Annotated in this window: 18 protein-coding genes and 1 riboswitch; of the genes, 5 read left to right on the top strand and 13 right to left on the bottom strand. The window is 71.9% G+C overall.

What is annotated here, in order from left to right; translation table 11 throughout:
- The first annotated feature begins 132 nt into the window (after positions 1-132).
- Positions 133-1380 (top strand): glycosyltransferase 87 family protein, encoded by a 1248-nt coding sequence (locus ACWDAS_RS07895; RefSeq protein ID WP_450387982.1) that lies wholly within the window; start codon positions 133-135, stop codon positions 1378-1380.
- Here ACWDAS_RS07895 and ACWDAS_RS07900 read toward each other — a convergent pair.
- The gene (locus ACWDAS_RS07900) at positions 1265-2662 is read right to left on the bottom strand and encodes an MATE family efflux transporter (RefSeq protein WP_450387983.1); all 1398 of its coding nucleotides are present in this window, start codon (positions 2660-2662) and stop codon (positions 1265-1267) included. The two genes, ACWDAS_RS07895 and ACWDAS_RS07900, sit on opposite strands and share 116 nt — an antisense overlap.
- Positions 2663-2777: 115 nt before the next feature.
- On the opposite strand from ACWDAS_RS07900, the gene ACWDAS_RS07905 reads away from it, so the two are divergent.
- Positions 2778-3302, top strand: coding sequence for a PadR family transcriptional regulator (locus ACWDAS_RS07905; RefSeq protein WP_450387984.1), 525 nt, complete (start codon positions 2778-2780; stop codon positions 3300-3302).
- Between the two features lie 52 nt (positions 3303-3354).
- Here the strand turns inward: ACWDAS_RS07905 and ACWDAS_RS07910 are convergent, their stop codons facing one another.
- The 6 genes from ACWDAS_RS07910 to ACWDAS_RS07935 form a co-directional block, all read right to left on the bottom strand.
- Positions 3355-4518, bottom strand: coding sequence for a M48 family metalloprotease (locus tag ACWDAS_RS07910; RefSeq protein WP_450387985.1), 1164 nt, complete (start codon positions 4516-4518; stop codon positions 3355-3357).
- Positions 4515-5693 (bottom strand): hypothetical protein, encoded by a 1179-nt coding sequence (locus ACWDAS_RS07915; protein WP_450387986.1) that lies wholly within the window; start codon positions 5691-5693, stop codon positions 4515-4517. Before ACWDAS_RS07915 ends, ACWDAS_RS07910 begins: the two co-directional genes overlap by 4 nt.
- A gap of 31 nt (positions 5694-5724) precedes the next feature.
- Positions 5725-6777, bottom strand: a complete 1053-nt coding sequence (locus ACWDAS_RS07920) for an NlpC/P60 family protein (RefSeq protein ID WP_450387987.1) — start codon at positions 6775-6777, stop codon at positions 5725-5727.
- Positions 6778-6929: 152 nt separating this feature from the next.
- The gene (locus ACWDAS_RS07925) at positions 6930-7955 is read right to left on the bottom strand and encodes an NlpC/P60 family protein (RefSeq protein ID WP_450387988.1); all 1026 of its coding nucleotides are present in this window, start codon (positions 7953-7955) and stop codon (positions 6930-6932) included.
- Between the two features lie 315 nt (positions 7956-8270).
- Positions 8271-9674: an NYN domain-containing protein gene (locus ACWDAS_RS07930; protein WP_450387989.1), complete on the bottom strand. Its 1404-nt coding sequence runs from the start codon at positions 9672-9674 to the stop codon at positions 8271-8273.
- Between the two features lie 89 nt (positions 9675-9763).
- On the bottom strand, positions 9764-10015 hold the full coding sequence (locus tag ACWDAS_RS07935; RefSeq protein ID WP_450387990.1) for a hypothetical protein: 252 nt from the start codon (positions 10013-10015) through the stop codon (positions 9764-9766).
- 114 nt (positions 10016-10129) lie between these two features.
- Here ACWDAS_RS07935 and ACWDAS_RS07940 point away from each other — a divergent pair, with 114 nt between their 5' ends.
- On the top strand, positions 10130-10909 hold the full coding sequence (locus tag ACWDAS_RS07940; RefSeq protein ID WP_450387991.1) for a rhomboid family intramembrane serine protease: 780 nt from the start codon (positions 10130-10132) through the stop codon (positions 10907-10909).
- Positions 10906-11187, top strand: a complete 282-nt coding sequence (locus ACWDAS_RS07945; protein WP_018557042.1) for an Lrp/AsnC family transcriptional regulator — start codon at positions 10906-10908, stop codon at positions 11185-11187. Before ACWDAS_RS07940 ends, ACWDAS_RS07945 begins: the two co-directional genes overlap by 4 nt.
- Before the next feature lie 33 nt (positions 11188-11220).
- Here ACWDAS_RS07945 and ACWDAS_RS07950 read toward each other — a convergent pair whose 3' ends face one another.
- The 6 genes from ACWDAS_RS07950 to ctaE form a co-directional block, all read right to left on the bottom strand.
- Positions 11221-12588: an aminotransferase class V-fold PLP-dependent enzyme gene (locus tag ACWDAS_RS07950; protein WP_450387992.1), complete on the bottom strand. Its 1368-nt coding sequence runs from the start codon at positions 12586-12588 to the stop codon at positions 11221-11223.
- A gap of 143 nt (positions 12589-12731) precedes the next feature.
- A riboswitch (SAM riboswitch) is annotated at positions 12732-12848 on the bottom strand.
- A 141-nt stretch (positions 12849-12989) separates the two neighbouring features.
- Positions 12990-14054, bottom strand: coding sequence for an anthranilate phosphoribosyltransferase (trpD, locus tag ACWDAS_RS07955; RefSeq protein ID WP_450387993.1), 1065 nt, complete (start codon positions 14052-14054; stop codon positions 12990-12992).
- A 128-nt stretch (positions 14055-14182) separates the two neighbouring features.
- Positions 14183-15820 carry a cytochrome bc1 complex cytochrome b subunit gene (gene qcrB, locus ACWDAS_RS07960; RefSeq protein ID WP_450387994.1) on the bottom strand — a complete coding sequence of 546 codons (1638 nt, stop codon included), beginning with the start codon at positions 15818-15820 and terminating at the stop codon, positions 14183-14185.
- The gene (gene qcrA / locus ACWDAS_RS07965; protein WP_450387995.1) at positions 15817-16857 is read right to left on the bottom strand and encodes a cytochrome bc1 complex Rieske iron-sulfur subunit; all 1041 of its coding nucleotides are present in this window, start codon (positions 16855-16857) and stop codon (positions 15817-15819) included. Before qcrA ends, qcrB begins: the two co-directional genes overlap by 4 nt.
- 8 nt (positions 16858-16865) lie before the next feature.
- Positions 16866-17675 carry a cytochrome bc1 complex diheme cytochrome c subunit gene (gene qcrC, locus ACWDAS_RS07970; protein ID WP_450387996.1) on the bottom strand — a complete coding sequence of 270 codons (810 nt, stop codon included), beginning with the start codon at positions 17673-17675 and terminating at the stop codon, positions 16866-16868.
- 81 nt (positions 17676-17756) lie between these two features.
- The gene (gene ctaE / locus ACWDAS_RS07975; RefSeq protein ID WP_450387997.1) at positions 17757-18377 is read right to left on the bottom strand and encodes an aa3-type cytochrome oxidase subunit III; all 621 of its coding nucleotides are present in this window, start codon (positions 18375-18377) and stop codon (positions 17757-17759) included.
- A 169-nt stretch (positions 18378-18546) separates the two neighbouring features.
- On the opposite strand from ctaE, the gene ACWDAS_RS07980 reads away from it, so the two are divergent.
- Positions 18547-18948: a hypothetical protein gene (locus ACWDAS_RS07980; RefSeq protein WP_450387998.1), complete on the top strand. Its 402-nt coding sequence runs from the start codon at positions 18547-18549 to the stop codon at positions 18946-18948.
- Positions 18949-18957: the final 9 nt, after the last annotated feature.

Below are 18957 nucleotides of genomic sequence, written 5' to 3' on the forward strand. Positions count from 1 at the left end.
GTCGCCGAGGGTATCCGGTGCGGTCCGCGGCAACCGAGCGCGGCCCCCTGCGCGTCTATGGTCCACACGCCTGTCCACAGGTGAGACCGGCATCATGCATCATCACAGCAGAACCGATTCGACGAGGTGGACATGGCAGGCGTCAGCGGCAAACGGCTCCCGATCGGGCCGGTCCTTGCCTGGGTGGCCACCAGGGTCGTGCTGCTGCTCTACGTCTTCAAGGTGCTCAGCCTGTCCCCACTGGACGTGACCACCGACATCTCGGGGATCTACCACGGCTGGTACGAGGTCCTGCGGTCCGGCATCTTCCCCCACCACGACGTCACCTGGCAGTACCCGCCCGCCGCCGCGCTCGCGGTGCTCTCCCCCGCTCTGCTGCCCTTCCTCGACTACGCGACCGCCTTCTTCTGGCTCGCCTGCGCCGCCGACGCCGTCGCCTTCGCGGTGCTGCTGCGCGGCTCGCGCGGCGAGGGGCGGCGCGTGGCCGGCGCCTATGTGTGGGTGCTGGGCGTACCGCTGCTGGGGCCGACCGCGTACGCGCGCTACGACGTGATGGTCACCGCCGTCGCCATCGCCGCGCTGCTGGCGACGGTGCGCCGGCCCAAGGTCGCGGGCGCGCTGATCGCGTTCGGCGCGATGCTCAAGGTCTGGCCGGTGCTGCTGCTGACCGGGGTCCGCGACCGCCGCGTCTGGACCGCGGCCGCGGCCGGTGCGGGCCTGCTCGCCCTGGGCTTCTGGCTGTGGATGCCGGGGGCCTTCGCCTTCCTGCGCTTCCAGGGCGAGCGCGGCACCGAGGTGGAGTCCCTCGGTTCCCTGGTCTTCCACATCGCCCGGCACCACGGCTGGCAGGGACAGGTGCTGCTCAACTACGGCTCCGTGGAGTTCCTCGGTCCCTACGTCGGCCTGGTCAGCAACATCGCGCTCGCGCTGACCGCCCTCGCCTTCGCCTGGCTGCTGCTGTGGCGACTGCGGGCGCGTGCGTACGGCCCGGAGACGCCCTTCGACGCCGCCTTCACCGCCGTGCTGCTGTTCACCACGACCAGCCGGGTCATCAGCCCGCAGTACATGATCTGGCTGATCGGCCTGGCGGCCGTCTGCCTTACGCTGCGGGCCAGCGTGATGGCGGTCCCGGCCGTGCTGGTGCTGGCGGCGACGGTGCTCACGCTCTACGAGTTCCCCGTGCGCTTCTCGGACGTCGTCGGCAGCACCGACCTCGGCATCACGCTGCTGCTGCTCCGCAACGGCCTGCTGGTCGCCGCTTCGCTCATCGCCTGCCGCCGGCTGTGGGTGGCCTCGGCGCGGCCGCGGCCGCTCCCGGAGACGCCGGCGATGCCGCTGCCCGAGCCCGGCCAGGACGCCGAGAAGCTGCTGACCTGGTGAAGGCCGCCGTCACGGCCAGGCACTGCAGCCCCGCGGCCACCGCCAGCGCCGCGCTCACCCCGGCCAGGCCCAGGCCGGCCGGGCCGGACAGCGCGTAGGCCAGCGGCAGCTGCACCGCTGTGCCCACCGCGGTCACCCGCACCAGCAGCGCGGCCCCGCCCCCGCCCTGGAAGACCCCGCCCAGCGCGATGAAGCACGCCAGCAGCACCAGATAAGGCCCCAGCGTGCGGAGGAAGAGCGTCCCGGCCGCCACCACGTCCGGCTCCGCCCCGAACGCGGCCATGATCCACGGCGCCGCCGGCAGCAGCACGACCGCCGCGGCCAGTCCCAGCCCGCCGCCCAGCAGCAGCGCCTGGCGGCCGATCGGGCGCCGCCCGTCCCGGCCGGCGCCCAGGTGGTACGCGGTGTGGATGGAGGCGGCCTGGCGCACCGCGTAGAAGCCCATCGTCGCCACGTACATCGCCTTGGTCGCGATCCCGAAGGCCGCGACCTGCGCCACGCCCAGCCGTGCCACGATCGCCACCAGGGTCAGCGAACCGGCCATGCGGATCAGGAAGTCCGCCGCCATCGGCGCCCCGGTCCCTGCCGTACGGCGCAGCGCGAGCGCCACCGGCTCGGCGGGCGGCACCGTCGCGGCCTCCCGTACCAGGGGGTTGCGGCGCAGCAGCGCGAGCCCTGCGGCGAGCGCCGACGCCCGGCCCGCGACGGTGGCCACGGCCGCGCCGCGCACCCCGAGCGCGTGGATCAGGAACGGGTCGAGGAGCAGGATCAGCCCGTTCGCCAGCACCGCCAGCCGCATCGGGGTGCGGGTGTCGCCGGCGCCCTTGAACACGCCGTCCAGGGTGTTCTGGGCGGAGAACACCGCCATGCCCGGCAGCGACACCGCGAAGTACTCGGCCGCGAGCCGGACCGCCCGCGGGTCGCCGTGCCCGCCGAGCAGCAGGACCGCCAGGGGCTCCCGCAACAGGAAGCCGCCGGCGGCCACCACGGGCGTCAGCAGCGCGCACAGCGCCCACCCGCCGCGGACCGCCGCCCGCACCGCCGCCGGGTCCTGTGCCCCGGCGGCCCGGGCGATCAGCACCGTCGCCCCCTGCGCGGCCGTCAGCACGACCCCGAGCAGCACGTTCTCGGTGTTCGTGGCCACCGCCACGGCCGCGACGGCCGCTCCCCCGCCGCCGAGCCGGGCCACCCACAGGACGTCGATGATCCCGGCGACGACACCGGCCAGCAGCTCCAGGTAGACCGGGCCGGCAAGCGCGACCAGGCGTGCGCGGTGCGTCATGGATGTCCCCATCCCTCCCCCTTGACGCCATCTCGATTCGAGGTACCACGATTAGAGGTATCATCATGGCATCGCACGGGCAAGGGCGAACGCGTGATCGAGGAGGCGGCGAGCGGTGCTGGAGCTGACGATCCTGGGCTTCCTGTACGAGGAGCCCCTGCACGGCTATGAGCTCAAGGAGCGCATCGCCGCCCTGAACGGCCACGTCCGCCCGGTCAGCGACGGCGCGCTCTACCCCGCCATCAACCGGCTCGCCGCGGCCGGTCTGCTCATCGAGCACACCGAGCCCGGCGTCGGTGCCGCCCCGCGCCGCGTGCTCTCCCTCACCGACACCGGCCGCGCCCGGCTGCTCGCCCGGCTCCGCGACCCCAAGCCGATCGAGATCACGGACTCCACGCGCTTCTTCGCGGTGCTCGCCTTCCTGAGGCACCTACCCGACACTGCGGCCCAGGCCGGGGTGCTGCGCCGGCGGCTGGAGTTCCTCGAGACGCCGGCCAGCTTCTTCTACGACCGCGGCAAGCCGGTGCGCGCGGAGGAGGCGGAGGATCCCTTCCGCCGCGGCATGCTCCGCGTCGCCCGCGCCACGGGTCGTGCGGAGCGCGAGTGGCTCACGGAGGCCCTGGCGGACCTCACCGCCTGAACCCGGGCACCGAGGAGTCGTCGGGGTGCCCCGACGCGGGCGCGGGGAGGCGCTACCGCGCGGCGGAGCCGAAGGCCCGGGCCGCGGCGATGCGCTGGACGGGGGTGGGGTGGGTGCCGAAGAGGGTGTGAAGGAGCCGCGGGGGCTCGGGGTCGGAGACGTTGGCGACGGTGAGCCTGCGCTGCATGGCGATGAACCGCTCCGCGTCGCCGGTGAGTTCCAGCGCGTGCGTGTCCGCCCGCCGCTCGACACGCCGGCTCAGCGCGCACCCGAGGGGACCGGCGCAGGCCGACAGCACCGCGGCCACCGCCGCCAGCAGGAACAGCCCGCGCGGATCGCCGGTGCCGTAGGAGGAGGCGGACATGACGGCCGCGAGCACGCACACCCCCGCCCCCGCGCCGGCGGCGCCCAGCAGCGTGCCGCGCAGCACGTCGCGGTGCTTGACGTGCCCGAGTTCGTGGGCGACGACGAGCTCGACCTCCCCCGCAGGCGCCGTGTCCAGCAGGGTGTCGTAGGCGACGATGCGCCGGGTGCGCCCGAAGCCGGAGACGTACGCGTTGAGCGCGGTCGTGCGCCGGGACGCGTCGGCGACGAGCACCGCCCGTACGGGGATCCCGTCGCGCTCGGCCAGCGCCAGCAGCGCGTCGCGCAAGGACCCGTCCTCCATCGGCCGGAAGCGGTTGAAGAGCGGTTCCAGCACCACCGGGGCGAGCCAGGACAGGACGACGGCCGCGCCGACGGCGCCCAGGGCGGCCCAGGCCCAGCCGAGGCCGTAGTAGCCGTACAGGGCGCCCAGCACCAGCGGTACGGAGACCAGGAGCCCGCGCAGGACGTCGACGGCCCAGCCGCCCCAGCCCTGGGTGACGAGCCCGTAGCCGCGCCGGACGACGCGGACCCGGGCCGAGAAGGGCAGGGTGACCGCCTGCTGCAGCAGCACCAGCAGCAGGCCGCCGGCCAGGACACGCAGCGCCCAGGCGTCGCCGAACACCCCCGTGAGGGCGGCGCCGGCGGGGGTCAGCCCCAAGGCGAGCAGCAGCGCGAGCCCAGCGAGGCGTCCGCCGAGCAGGGGCGGCAGTTGCGCGCGGCGCAGCGCCCTGCCCCGCGCGGTCTCCTCTTCCGTGAAGTCGTCCGTGACGTCCGCCGTGGCGTCGGCCGTGAGGCCGCCCGTAGCGTCGCCCGAGACGTCGCCGCCGGCGTCATCGCCCGTGCCGCTCATGCCAACTCCCCCTTGACGTAAGCGCGCCAGCGCGCGGTGAAGGCGTCCTCGCCGATGCCGAGGACACCGTGCAGATCCGCACCGGAACGGTACAGCGCGACCAGCCGGCCGGCGCCCCATGTGCCGGCGATGAGCCGGCAGGCCAGCCAGGCGCCCTCGTACGCCTGGGCCTGCGCGGGCGCGCCGGGCGCGAAGTCGGCGTCGGACGGCAGATGCACGGGCGGCCCGGCGGCGGTGACGTCGCGGCGCAGTTCCGGCGCGAGGGTCGCCGCCGAGCGGCCGGAGTCCCGGTAGGCGACCCAGTCGGCGAAGCCCTCGGACAGCCACAGCGGGGTGCGGGAGGTCGTCGCGGCGCGTGTGGCGACGTGGGTGGTCTCGTGGGTGAGCACGACCTGGCGGCCGAAGCCCGACAGCCCCGCGAAGGCCTCGGGATTGACGACGATGCGTCCCGCCGGTGCGGTGCCGTGACCGCCCGCCTCCCCGGTGGTGACGGCCGCGACGCCCGCGTAGGTGTCCGCGGGGGCGTCGAGCAGTTCGCCCATGCGCCGCAGGGAGGCGGGCACTTCGAGCACGACCCGCCCGGTCCATCCCCCGGTGCCCCAGGCCCGGCGCACCTGCGGGACCGCCCGGTCCGCGTCGGCGGCGTACCCGGTGAGCGACGCCCGGTCGCCGGTGCCGAGGACGATGCTGCGGGTGCCGCGGACGACGTGGAGCCGGCCCTGCTCCCACAGCTGACCGCCCGGGTCGCCGTCGCCCGCGACCCGCCAGCGGCCGGCGCCGTCGGGGCGCAGGAGCAGCGACTCGTCCGAGACGACCGGCGCGCTGTCGTAGCCCTTGAGGCGGTAGCGGAGCTGGACGCCGGCCGTCACGGGGTCGGCGCCCTTGATGGAGACCAGCCGGTACGACCAGGAGGCGAGCGGGAGCCCCGCGAGGTTGCGGAAGACCTCCCGTTCGGCGGCCCGCCGGGAGGGCGTCACTTCGGCCAGGTAGGCCTTCTCGTCGTGCCGCAGGACCGCGTCCGCCCGCCGGTCCAGCAGTTGCCGGACGGCCGGGTCGCCGGGGCGCCCCGTGCCACCGGCCCGCCCGCCGTCCACGGGCCCGCAGCCGGCGAGGACCACCGCCGCGCAGCACAGCGCGGCGGCCACGGCGCGGGTCGGCGAACGGAAAGGGGCCACGCCGCCGATCGTACGGTCCCGGCGGGGGCGGTCACGTGGGCCGGGTCACCGCCGCGATCGGCAGCATGCCGACGGGGTCGTAGCGGACCCGGGCCCCGGGGTAGGGCGCGTGGATGACCTGGCCGTCGCCGATGTACATGGCGACGTGGCTGGCGTCGCCGCGGTAGATGACCAGGTCGCCGGGGCGGGCCTGGCTCAGCGGCACATGCCGTCCGGCGTGCAGTTGCGCCTGGGAGGTACGGGGCAGCCCCACGCCCGCCTGCCGGTACGCCCAGACCATGAGGCCGGAGCAGTCGAAGGAACCGGGCCCGGTGGCGCCCCAGACGTAGGGGGCGCCGACGGCGGAGCGTGCGGCGGCGACGGCCGTGGCGGCGCGTACGGAGAGAGGGCCGAGATCGGGGATGTCGACCATGCGGCCGGAACGGGAGGCACGTGCCTCCAGGCGGCGGGCGAGCCGCGCCCGCTCCTCCGGGGAGAGGGAGTTGACCAGGCGCGCGGCCGCCATCAGCTTGCGCTGCACGGCCTTCTTGCGGGCCGTGAGGCTGCTGCGGGCCCGCTCGAGTTCGCCGAGCCGTTCGGTGGCGCGGGCGCGTTCCTGGTCCAGGAAGCGCTGGGCGGAGCGGAGTTCGCCGAGGCGCGCGTTGCCTCGGCTGCTGATGCGGTCGAGGGTGGCGGCCCGGTCGAGGTAGGTCTCGGGGTCGGGGGAGAGCAGCAGGGCGAGGGTGGGGTCCACTCCCCCGCCGCGGTACTGGGCCCCGGCGAGCGTGCCGAGGTCGTCGCGGAGCCGGTTGACCCGCTCCTGGCCGCGCGCGGCCCGGTCCTGGAGGACCTCCACCTCGCGTCGGAGCCGCCCCGTGTTCTCGCGGGCGGCGTTGAACTGCTCGGTGGCCCGCTCGGCCTGTGTGTAGAGCTGATCGATGCGGGCGGCGACATCGACGGGGGTGTCCGCCGGGTCGGCGGCCGCCGTCGGCGCGGTGACCGCGCCCGCCATCGCGGCGGCGGTGGCCGCCGCCGCTGTCAGGACCGTGGTCCTGGAGCTCTGCGGGGCCCGGCCGGGCTGCGGGTTGCGTCGATGGGATGGCACGTCGGCTGACAGTAGTCAGCCGGACACGGGGAGTTCAAAGACCGCGTACCGCCGGGCGGCCGGGCGGTGCTCCGCTTGCGCAGGTCACCGCCCGGCCGTCACCGTACGAGATCACCCGATAGGTTCAACGCGTTGGGCGCCGGATCCGTGGGTCAGATGCGGACGCCGAACTGGAACGGCATGTTGTTGATCGACTCGTAGCGGACGACCGTGCCGGTGCGCGGCGCGTGCAGGACCATGCCGTTGCCCGCGTAGAGGGCGACGTGGTGCTGGTCGCCGTAGAAGATGACCAGATCGCCGGGCTGCAGCTGGCTCATCGACAGGTGCGCGCCGGCGCCGGCCTGGGCCTGCGAGGTCCGCGGTATGCCGACACCGGCCTGGGCGTACGCCCAGGAGGTGAGGCCGGAGCAGTCGAAGGAACTCGGGCCGGTGGCGCCGTAGACGTACGGCGAACCGAGCTTGGTCTTGGCGGCCGCGAGAGCGGCGGCGGCACGCGAGGAGGCGGCGGTGTCGTTGCCCAGGTCGACACGCTCGTTGGAGCGGTTGGCGCGGGCGTCGGCGGCGGCGAGGGCCGCACGCTGCGAGGCGGTGAGGGAGTTGAGGAGCTTCTGCGCCTCGGCCAGCTTCGCCTGGACTTCCTTCTTCTTCTTGCCCAGCTCGGTGCGGGTCTCGTCGAGCTCGTTGAGCTTGCTCGCGGCCTCGGCCTTCTGCTGGTTGAGCGTGCGCTTCTTCTCCGCGATCTGCCTGAGCGCGTCGGCCTGCTTGGTGCTCAACTGGTCGAGCGTGGACGCCTTGTCGAGGTAGGTGTCCGGGTCGGAGGAGAGGAAGAGCTGGAGCGACGGGTCGATGCCGCCACTGCGGTACTGGGCGCTGGCGAGGGTGCCGAGGTCGTCCATGAGGTCGTTGAGCTCGGACTGCTCGCGAGCGACCTCGTCCTGCAGGTCCTCGACCTGCTTCTGCAGCTTCCCCTGCTTTTCCTTGGCGCCGTTGAACTTCTCGGTCGCCTGCTCGGCCTGCTCGTAGAGCCCGTCGACCTTGGCCTTGACGCTCTTGACGGACGGCTTCGCCGGGGCGGCCTGGGCGGCTTGCGCGGACAGGGCGACGGCTGCGGCGGCGGTCGCGGTGAGCACGGTGACACGTGCGCGACTGGCTTGCTTGGGACGACGGTGGGACGCCACTCGGGCGAGCTCCTTCTTCCTCCAGCCGCCTGCCGCGTGCATTGGGAACAGCGTTCCCCGGCTCCGAGCGTCGGCGTCCCCCGTCGTACGACCGGCACTTCAGATCGGCGGGACCTCCGCCGCCATCCGGGCTGGATGATCGACTGGGCAGAGGTTCGAGGCACGACCCTAGTGACCATCTTGTGATCGGATCAAATCTCTGAAGAAAAAAAGTCGCTCAGCCACGTTTTCTTTACATACATCGCACCTGCAGTGATGACGAGTTGACGCAGCGTCCCCGAAAAGCGCCTCACACGCCTCACGGTGTGCTCCAGGTCACACCCGGGCAAGTCGCTTCAGCAGCAAGGTGGATGCGACCGGACGGGCGCCGGCACGGGCCACACCGTCAGCAACTTCGCGATCGGAAGAAACCACCACAATCGGACGACCGGGAGGTTCCGCCCGAACCAGACGGCGGATCAACTCGTCCGCGGTCTCACCGGCCTTGCTGAACAGCACCCGTACCCCGCGCGGTGGCGCCAGCAGCACCGGGGCGTCCAGGTCGGCACCGTCGAAGACACAGGTGACCTCGGAGCCGCTCTGCGCCGCCAGCACCGCCAGGCCGCCCAGCAGCCGCAGCCGCTGCTTCTCCAACGGCAGCGCCGGATAACCCGTCTTGGTCACGTTGTAGCCGTCGACCACCAGATGCGACTGCGGCAGCGCCAGCAGCTGGTCCAGCAGCGCCGGGTCGTCCTCGGACAGGGCGCGCCGCGCGATGTCCTTCGGGCTGATCGCCCCCGGCGTCACGGCGTCGACGGTGTCCGCCGGCCGGGCCCCCAGGGTGTCACGCGGCGGCAGCGCCAGCTCGCGGCGCAGCCCCGAGGCGGCGTCGAGCACCGTGTCGAGGAGCAGCCGCAGCCGCATGTCCCCCGTGCTGCGGCCCTCCCGGGCCGCCCGGCGGGACGCCTCGACGGACTGCTCGGCCTCGGCGAGCCGGGCCCGCAGCCGGCGTGCCTCGCCGTCCGCCGCCGCCTTCTCCGCGGCGGCGGACGCACGCGTCTCGTCCAGTTCGGCCTCGACCTTGCGCAGCGCCGCCTCGGCCCGCTTCACATCGCTCGCCGCGCTGCGCAGTTTGCGCTGCAGCGACTCGGCCTCCTTGCGGGCCGCTTCCAGCTCGGTACGGATCCGTACGCCCTCGGTACGGGCCTGGGCGCGCGCCTCGTCCAGCTCGGCCTTCAGCTGCCGCAGCTCGCGCTGCGCCTCCTCGCCCGCCCGTTCGGCGCTGACCCGCTGCGCCTCCTCGCCCGCCGCGGCGACCAGCTTGGCCCAGCCCGTGGGGCGCAGCAGATAGGCCGCGGCCGCCACGTCGAGCGGATCGACCGCGGGCGGCGGGGTGCCGGCGTCCAGCGCCTCGCACAGATCGGGCTCGGAGTCGCGCAGCCGGGCCGCCACCCGCTGCCGGAAGGCGGGATCGCCCTCCAGTGCGGTGGCGAGCGCGGTCGCGGCGAACTTGGCGCGGCGGCTCGGGGTGAACCTCGCGTACGGGCGCAGCACCGAGGGCAGCTCGTTAGGCGTCAGACCGCCGAACGCGTCCGCCGCCAGGGCGACCACGCGGTGGCGCACACCCTCGGGGAGCGGACGGTCGAGCGACTCACCGTGGACGGAGTCCTCGGGGGCAGGCGCAGCCTCGGGCGCGGCCGCTGCGTCCCCGCGGCCCGGGTTACCGCCGGTCCCGTCCACCAGTCACTCCCGTCCAGTCCGTGGGCGCCTCCCCGGCCTCCTTCAACCTCTCTGGCCGCGCCGCATTCTTCTATTGTCCCCGGCGGCGCTCAGGCCTGCGTCGCGGCCGCCGCGTCGGGGCGGTCGACCAGCTCGATCTGGTCCACGGCGTTGCACCAGCGGCAGCGCACCGACTCGACGGTCTCGCTCAGCACCTCGCGCTCCTCGACCGTGGGCTCGCCCGCCAGATCCAGGTGGACGTACTCCACGACCTTGCTGGAACGAGTGACGTCGAACCGGGTCAGATTGCCGCAGAGGGTGCAACGCCAACGGGTCGTGGCGGTCGGCAGGGGAACCGGCATCGATCGTCTCCTCGGTCGCGCGAATGCGTTCCGGTCACCCTACGGCCTCGGTGGTCCCCCGCGCTGCGGCGAGGCACCCTATGACCGTTACACCCGTTCCGTCATGATCGGACCATGGTCATCCCGGTGTACGACAAGAACCCCGTCCGCCGCACACCCGTGGTGACGTACGCCCTGATCGGGCTGTGCGCACTGGTCTTCCTCATCGGGCCGTCCTCAGGGCTCAACCCCCTCTACGGCACCGGCCACGAGCAGATGTGCGCCCAGGCGCACTATTTCGCCCGCTGGGGTGTCATCCCCGCCGAACTCTGGCACGGCCGGATCCCCCCTGGGGAGGTACCGATGCCCGCCGGCTGCCCGGCGCTGCGGTCCTTCGCCACGTCGCCGTTGCTGTCGGTGGTCACCGCGCTGTTCGTCCACGGCAGTTGGGTGCACCTGCTCGGCAACATGCTCTTCCTCCATGTCTTCGGCGACAACGTCGAGAACCGCATGGGCCGTTTCCGGTTCCTCCTCTTCTACGTCGCCGCCGGCTATCTGGCGACGTACGGCTACGCGCTCGCGCACGCCTCCTCCACCCAGACCCTGGTCGGCGCCTCCGGTGCGATCTCCGGGGTCCTCGGCGCCTACCTCTACCTCTACCCCCGGGCCCGGGTGACCAGCGTCTTCCCCTTCCTCTTCTTCCTCCCGCTGCGCTTCCCGGCCTGGATGGTGCTGATCTTCTGGTTCGTCCTGCAATGGCTCGCCGGCGAGGTCCACCAGACCGGTCCCGGCGTGGCCTACCTCGCCCACATCGCCGGCTTCGTCTTCGGCTTCCTGTGCACGTGGGTGTGCTACCGCGCAGCGCCTAAGCTTGAGCCCGCAGCCAGGGCGACCCAAGGAGACCTACAGCCGTGATCACCGCGATCGTGCTCATCAAGACCAGCGTCGACCGTATCCCCGAGATCGCGGAGTCCATCGCCGCGCTCGACAGCGTCAGCGAGGTCTACTCCGTCACGGGTACGTACGACCTGGTCGCCATGGTGCGGGTGGCCCGGCACGACGAACTGGCGGACGTCATCCCGGGCCGGATCAGCAAGATCCCCGGCGTCGAGGCCACGGACACGCACGTCGCGTTCCGCACGTACTCCCAGCACGACCTGGAGACGGCCTTCGCCATCGGCCTCGACGCCTGATCCGGCGCCCGGCCACGGGACCGGGCGCCGGGGCTAGGCGTGGCCCCGGTCCGGGACGCAGCGGCCGTCCTCGGTGCGGTAGCGCCACTTGGCACCGTCCGTCACGAGCTCCCGCACCGCGCCGACGAACCGCTCCACGTGCTCGTCCGGGGTGCCGGCGCCGAAGGAGACGCGGATCGCGTTCAGCGATCTCTCGCCGGGGGCCGCGTCGGGGGCACCGCACTCGCCCGGCTCCTGCGGCGCGCCGCCGAGGAGGGTTCGGACCAGCGGGTGCGCGCAGAAGAGGCCGTCGCGCACGCCGATCCCGTACTCGGCGGAGAGGGCCGCCGCGAAGTGCGAGCTGTTCCAGCCCTCGACGACGAAGGAGATGACGCCGACCCGGGGGGCGTCGTCGCCGAACAGCGAGAGCACCTTCACCTCGGGCACCTCCGCGAGTCCGGCCCGCACCCGGTCGACCAGCGCCTGCTCGCGCTCGACCAGGCGCTCGAACCCCGCCTCCGTCAGCGCGCGGCAGGCCGAGGCGATCGCGTAGGCGCCGATGACATTGGGCGAACCGGCCTCGTGCCGGGCGGCCGTGGTGTGCCAGTGGACGTCCACCCCGCCGTCCTCGCGCCGGGCGACCCGCCGCGAGGCACCGCCCCCGGCCAGGTAGGGCTCGGCCTCGCGCAGCCAGTCGGCGCGGCCGGCGAGCACACCCGAGCCGAAGGGCGCGTACAGCTTGTGCCCGGAGAAGGCGACCCAGTCCACGTCGAGTTCCGCGATGTCCACCGGGTGGTGCGGGGCGAGCTGCGCCGCGTCCAGCACGATCCGGGCACCGTGGGCGTGGGCGGCCGCCGCCAGCTCACGGACCGGCCACAGCTCACCGGTCACATTCGACGCACCGGTCACACAGACCAGCGCGGTCCCGTGCGGCTCCCGGCCGGCCAGCTCCCGCTCGAGCGTCGCCACGGCCTCTCCCGGAGTACGGGGAGCGCTCAGGTACGTGACGTCGGCGTCCCGCCACGGCAGCAGGGACGCGTGGTGCTCGGTCTCGAAGACGAAGACGCTCGTGCCGTCCGGCACCGCGGCGGCCAGCAGGTTCAGCGAGTCGGTGGTCGAGCGGGTGAAGATCACCTGGTCGCCGGGGCGGCAGCCGAGGAACTCCGCGACCGTCGCCCGGCTCTGCTCGAACAGGTCCGTCGACAGCTGCGAGAGGTACCCCGCCCCCCGGTGCACGCTGCCGTAGTAGGGCGCGTAGGCGGCCACGTCGTCCCAGACCCGCTGCAGCGCGGGCGCGCTGGCCGCGTAGTCGAGGGCGGCGTATCCGACCTCGCCCCCGGCCACGAGCGGTACGAGGACGTCGCGTCCCAGGACGGGCAGCGGGGCGTGCAGGGCCGAGGGGACGGCAGGGCGCAGCGACATGGCGAAGTCTCCTGTGAGCAGGCAGAAGTGAAGGAACGTCAGTGATGACGGAACAGCCCTCGGCACAACGGGCCGCGGCCCGGGGAGGGGGAAACAGGGCCTACGGGCCCTAGCGCATTCGGTTGCTCACGGAAGAACTCCTCTGACCGCGCTTGCCACAGACCTCGCTGCCTGCGGCCTGGTCATCACCCGGGGCACCCCGCCACGGAAGGAGGGTTGCCGGACAGCGGGCCGGGGCCGTTTCGCTGTCACTCGTGACCTGCGCAGCATCATGCCATACGGCCGGCCCGCCGCAAGCCGGGGTCCGTATCGCGGACGGCCGCCCCGGCCCGGGTCCACCGGCCCCGGCAGCGCGAAGGGCCGGGGCAACGGCCCCGGCCCTCCCGCGTCGTCCCCGCGCGCTACGCCTGCGTCGCCGCGGCCCACCGCTCGAGCGTCCTGGCGGCCGCGCCCGAGTCGATCGACTCCGCCGCCTTGGCGATCCCGGCCGCGATGCGGTCGGTCAGCGGACCCTCGCCCGCCTCCAGCGCCACCAGCGCGGCCGCCGAGTTGAGCAGCACCGCGTCACGGACCGCACCGGTCTCACCGGCCAGCAGCCGCCGGGCGACATCGGCGTTGTGCGCCGCGTCCGCGCCGCGCAGCGCCTCGATCGGCGCCAGCTCGATGCCGACGTCCCGCGGGTCGAAGGACACCTGCTCGACCTCGCCGTCCCGGACGACCCAGATCCGGGAGGTGGCCGTCACGGTGAGCTCGTCCAGCCCGTCGTCACCCCGGAACACCAGCGCCGAGGATCCGCGGCGGGCCAGCACACCCGCGATCAGCCCGGCCATCCGGGTGTCGAAGCAGCCCACGGCGGAGGCGCCGACACGCGCAGGATTGGTCAGCGGGCCGAGGAGGTTGAAGGAGGTGGGGACGCCCAGGTCCCGGCGCGCCGGGGCGGCGAACCGCATCGCGGGGTGGAACTTCGCCGCGAAGCAGAAGGTGATCCCGGTTTCCTCGGCGACCTCCGCCACCCGGTCGGCGGGCAGGTCCAGGTTGATGCCGAGCTTCTCCAGGACGTCGGAGGCGCCGCTGGCGCTGCTGGCCGCGCGGTTGCCGTGCTTGACGACCTTGGCGCCCGTACCGGCGATGACGATGGCCGACATCGTCGAGATGTTCACCGTCCTGGCCCGGTCGCCGCCGGTGCCGACGATGTCCACGGCGGGGCCGGCGATGTGCAGCGGCTCGGCGTGCGCGTACATCGCCTCGACCAGGCCGGTAACCTCCTCGACGGTCTCCCCCTTGGCCCGCAGGGCCACCATGAAGCCGGCGACCTGGGCGTCCGAGGCCTCGCCGCTCATGATCCGGTTCATCGCCCAGGCCGTGTCGGCGGCGCTCAGGTCCTGTCCGTTCAGCAGGGCACCCAGGACGTCGGGCCAGGAGCCGCCCGCCACTGATGCGCCTCCGGCGGGGTTCACAACGCTCATGGTCCACACTCCGGGTGGTCTGACGTGCAACGGAAATCCTTCGGCCCCAGCCTATCGGCGCCGGGGAACGGGAAAGGGCCCCGTCCATCGGATGGACGGGACCCTGCCCGGTGGCACAGCTTCAGTGATCAGTGGTGACCGTGGCCGCTCGTGATCTCCTCGAACTCCTCGGCCGTCGGCTTGGGGATCTGGGTCCCCTCGCCGTAGTAGCCGCGCGACAGCTTCGCGCGCAGCTTCGCGGTACGGCCGATCTTCTTCTCCACGCCGTTCTCGTCGACCTCGGGGCCGATCTCCAGGGGCCTGGGCTGGTCGTGCTGGGTGAGCTTGAACAGCGCGCCCTGCTCCAGCGGCTCGTGGATCTCGATGAACTCACCGTGCGGGAGCCGCTTGATGATGCCGGTCTCGCGACCGTGCAGCACCTTGTCGCGGTCGCGCCGCTGCAGACCGAGGCAGATCCGCTTGGTGATGAAGAAGACCAGCACCGGCAGCACGAAGAACGAGATCCGGACCACCCAGGTGATCGCGTTGATCGACAGGTGGAAGCGGGTGGCGAAGAGGTCGTTGCCACCACCGACGAGCAGGATCAGGTAGAGGCTGATCCATGCGGCGCCGATACCCGTACGGACGGGACGGTTGCGCGGCCGGTCGAGCAGGTGGTGCTCGCGCTTGTCACCGGTGACCCAGGACTCCAGGAACGGGTAGACGCCCATGAAGCCCAGGACCAGCGGGAAGACCATCAGCGGGATGAACACGCCCAGGACGAGCGTGTGGCCCCACAGGTTGATCTCCCAGCCCGGCATGATGCGGATCAGGCCCTCGGAGAAGCCCATGTACCAGTCGGGCTGGGCGTCGGTCGACACCTGGTCCGGCCGGTAGGGACCGTAGGCCCACACCGGGTTCACGGAGACCAGCGCGGACATGGCCGCGATGACACCGAAGACCAGGAAGAAGAAGCCGCCCGCCTTGGCGGTGTACACCGGGAACAGCGGCATGCCGACGACGTTCTTCTCGGTCTTGCCGGGGCCGGGGAACTGGGTGTGCTTGTGGTACACGATCAGGATCAGGTGGGCCACCAGCAGGCCCGCCATGATGCCCGGGATCAGCAGCACGTGGATCGTGTAGAACCGCGGCACGATGTCGTGGCCCGGGAACTCCCCGCCGAACAGGAAGAACGAGATGTACGTGCCGACGATCGGCACGGACAGCACGGCGCCTTCCATGAAGCGGATACCGGTGCCCGACAGCAGGTCGTCCGGCAGCGAGTAGCCCATGAAGCCGTCGAACATGCCGAGGAACAGCAGCAGGAAGCCGAAGAGGTAGTTGACCTCGCGCGGCTTGCGGAACGCGCCGGTGAAGAAGACGCGCATCATGTGCACGAGCATCGCGGCCACGAAGACGATCGCCGCCCAGTGGTGGATCTGCCGGACCAGCAGACCGCCGCGCACGTCGAAGCTGATGTGCAGGGTCGACGCGTACGCCTCGGACATCTTGATGCCCTGCAGCGGCGCGTAGGAGCCGTCGTAGACGACCTCGTTCATCGCCGGGTGGAAGAACAGCGTCAGGTAGACGCCGGTCAGGATGACGATGATGAAGCTGTAGAGGGAGATCTCACCGAGCATGAAGGACCAGTGGTCCGGGAAGATCTTCCGCATGTTGGCCTTGGCGAGGCTGTAGAGGCCCAGCCGGCCGTCGGCCCAGTCGGCGACGCGCTCGCCGGCGGGCGCCTTGCCGCGCGGCTTCGCGCTCGCGCTCTCGTTGGTGCTCATCCACGCTCCCAGAAGGCAGGGCCCACAGGCTCTTCGAAGTCGCCCAGCGCCTCGAGGTAGCCCTCGCCGTTCACACTGATCCGCAGCTGCGGCAGGGCGTGACCGGCAGGGCCGAAGATCACCCGGGCGCCGTCGGACAGGTCGAACGTCGACTGGTGGCACGGGCAGAGCACGTGATGCGTCTGCTGCTCGTAGAGGCTGATCGGGCAGCCGACGTGGGTGCAGATCTTGGAGAACGCCAGGATGCCCTGGTGCGCCCAGTCACGGGACTTCTTGTCCTTGATGTCCTCCGGCTGGATCCGGACGATCATCAGCGCCGCCTTGGCGACCTGCTCCTGGAAGTCCGCCTGATCCTCCTCCAGGCCCTCGGGCACGGCGAAGGTCAGGGAGCCGACGGCGACGTCCTCGGCACGCAGCGGCTTGTTGGTGTTCTGGTTGATCAGCAGCTTGCCCTTGGACCACAGCGTGTGGCGGAGTTTGTCCTCGGGCAGCGGACCGAGGTCGCGCAGCAGGAACAGACCCGACAGCGGCACCAGGGTGAGCGCGCCGAGCATGGTGTTGCGGATCAGCTTGCGGCGGCCGATCTGGCTCTCCGCCGTGCCGTCGGCGAAGTCGGACATGACCTTCGCCTTGACCTCGGGGCTCGCCTCGATCGGGTGACGCTCGTCGGCGACCTCGACGTCCGACATCAGCGTGCGGGCCCAGTGGACGGCGCCCGCGCCGATGGCGAAGAGCGAGACGCCCAGGGTCATGCCCAGCGCGAAGTTCAGCGCGCTGATGTGGCCCAGCGGCCAGATGTAGACGATCTTGTCGATCGGGAGGACGACGAAGCTGGCGATGAAGCCGAGCGTGGCGAGCATCGACACGGTGAACAGGAACGCCACCGTGCGCTCGGAGGACCTCGCGGCCTTCTCGTCGATGTCCTGGCGACGCGGCTCGTGCGCCGGGAGACCGGGGTCCGCGAACGGGTTCTCCACCGTCGCGACCTGGCCGCCGCCCTCGTGTGCCGGCCTGTCCGGCAGGTTCTCTTCTGACATGTCCTGACTCATGACTTCTTCGCCTTGGTGGTGTGGGCCGCGAGCCAAATGGCGCAGACGATCAGGGCACCGAGGCCGAAGATCCAGCCGAACAGACCCTCGGTGACCGGGCCGAGGCTGCCCAGCGACATACCGCCGGGGCTCGGCGAACCCTCACCGTTGACCGCGTTGAGGTACGCGATGATCTCCCGCTTGTTCTCCTCCGGCATCGTCGTCTCGGGGAACGACGGCATGTTCTGCGGGCCGGTGAGCATGGCCTCGTACAGGTGCTTGTTGCTGACGCCCGCCAGCGTGGGCGCGTACTTGCCGTGCGTCAGCGCACCGCCCTTGCCCTGGTAGTTGTGGCACTGGGCGCAGTTGGTGCGGAACAGCTCCCCGCCGCGGGCCATGTCGGCGCCGGCCGGGTTGTACTGCTCCTCGGTGGGCGTGACCGGGCCGGGACCCAGCGAGGCGATGTATGCCGCGAGCTGGTCGATCTGCTTCTGGTCGTAGATGACCTTCTTGCTCGGCACCTGGGCGCCGGGCTGCTGGGCCGGCATGCGGCCGGTGCCGACCTGGAAGTCCACGGCCGCGGAGCCGACGCCGACCAGGCTCGGGCCGTCACTGCCGCCCTGGCCCGACGTACCGTGGCAGCTGGAGCAACCGACGGCGTACAGCTTCTTGCCCTCTTCGATCGCGAGGGACTGCGAGCTGTCGTCGGCCTGCGCCTTCGGCGCCGGCGCGAGCGCGGCGTACAGCCCCCCGATGGCCGTGAGCGCGACAAGTAGGACGACGAGCGCCGCCAGCGGGTGGCGCCGTCGTGCGGAGAGCTTTTTCACGGATTACCCCGGTGTCAGGATCTCTTGCGTCGATGGTTCTGGATGTCGTGACCGTCTGCCGCAACTCGAGCGGCCGTCCGACTACTTGATCAGGTAGATCGTGGCGAAGAGGCCGATCCAGACGACATCGACGAAGTGCCAGTAGTAGGACACGACGATGGCCGCGGTGGCCTGCTCGTGGGTGAACCGCTTTGCCGCATAGGTCCGTCCGAGGACCAGCAGGAAGGCGATGAGACCACCCGTCACGTGCAGACCGTGGAAACCGGTGGTCAGGTAGAACACCGAGCCGTAGGGGTCGGAGGAGAGCGAGAGGCCGTCCTCCTTCACCAGGTTGGTGTACTCGAAGATCTGACCGCCGATGAAGATCGCGCCCATGATGAAGGTCACGATGAACCACGCGCGCAGCTTCTTCACATCGCCGCGCTCGGCGGCGAAGACACCCATCTGGCAGGTGAAGGAGGAGAGCACGAGGATCGTGGTGTTCGCCGCCGAGAACGGGACGTTCAGGAGGTCGGCGTGTGCCTTCCAGTACTCGGCACCCGTCACCGAGCGAAGGGTGAAGTACATCGCGAAGAGGGCCGCGAAGAACATCAGCTCGGAACTCAGCCAGATGATGGTTCCGACGCTGGTGAGGTTCGGCCGGTTGACCGACGGGTGCGCGTGCCCGGTTTCTACTGCTGTTGCTGTCGCCACGACCGACATTATGTCGGTCGCTTATCTCGCGCTCACTCCGGGGGGTGCCATTCGGTGTGTCAAGGCCCTTGAGGTAGGGAAAGGCATCGCCCGAAGGGGCTAACCCTCCTCGAAGCCCCCTGCTCGGGAGTAGGGTTCGGCCACAGGCAGGCGACTCCACGACGGCGAGGAGGCACGGATGCAGACGACCGCGACGGTGCTGGTCTACAGCGACGACAGGAACACCCGGGAACAGGTCCGTCTGGCCGTCGGCCGCCGCCCTGCGAGCGATCTCCCGCCGGTCGAGTACCTGGAGTGCGCGACCCTCCCGGCGGTGCTCAGCGCGCTGGAGAACGGCGGCATCGACGCGTGCGTGCTGGACGGCGAGGCCGTCCCGGCCGGCGGCATGGGCGTGTGCCGTCAGGTGAAGGACGAGATCTTCCGGTGCCCGCCGGTGCTGGTGCTCATCGGGCGTCCCCAGGACGCCTGGCTGGCCAGCTGGAGCCGGGCCGACGCGGCGGTGAGCCACCCCGTCGACCCGGTCGAGCTGAGCGCCGCCCTGGCGGGGCTGCTGAGGCAGCGGCTGTCCATCGACGCGTAGGGCCCTGCT

The organism is Streptomyces sp. NPDC001070, from assembly GCF_053598835.1.

Coding starts and splice junctions, on each gene's coding strand:
- ACWDAS_RS07895 (WP_450387982.1), top strand. CDS start 133: ATGGCAGGCGTCAGCGGCAAACGGCTCCCGATCGGGCCGGTCCTTGCC.
- ACWDAS_RS07900 (WP_450387983.1), bottom strand. CDS start 2,662: ATGACGCACCGCGCACGCCTGGTCGCGCTTGCCGGCCCGGTCTACCTG.
- ACWDAS_RS07910 (WP_450387985.1), bottom strand. CDS start 4,518: ATGAGCGGCACGGGCGATGACGCCGGCGGCGACGTCTCGGGCGACGCT.
- ACWDAS_RS07935 (WP_450387990.1), bottom strand. CDS start 10,015: ATGCCGGTTCCCCTGCCGACCGCCACGACCCGTTGGCGTTGCACCCTC.
- ACWDAS_RS07940 (WP_450387991.1), top strand. CDS start 10,130: ATGGTCATCCCGGTGTACGACAAGAACCCCGTCCGCCGCACACCCGTG.
- ACWDAS_RS07950 (WP_450387992.1), bottom strand. CDS start 12,588: ATGTCGCTGCGCCCTGCCGTCCCCTCGGCCCTGCACGCCCCGCTGCCC.
- trpD (WP_450387993.1), bottom strand. CDS start 14,054: ATGAGCGTTGTGAACCCCGCCGGAGGCGCATCAGTGGCGGGCGGCTCC.
- qcrB (WP_450387994.1), bottom strand. CDS start 15,820: ATGAGCACCAACGAGAGCGCGAGCGCGAAGCCGCGCGGCAAGGCGCCC.
- qcrA (WP_450387995.1), bottom strand. CDS start 16,857: ATGTCAGAAGAGAACCTGCCGGACAGGCCGGCACACGAGGGCGGCGGC.
- ctaE (WP_450387997.1), bottom strand. CDS start 18,377: ATGTCGGTCGTGGCGACAGCAACAGCAGTAGAAACCGGGCACGCGCAC.
- ACWDAS_RS07980 (WP_450387998.1), top strand. CDS start 18,547: ATGCAGACGACCGCGACGGTGCTGGTCTACAGCGACGACAGGAACACC.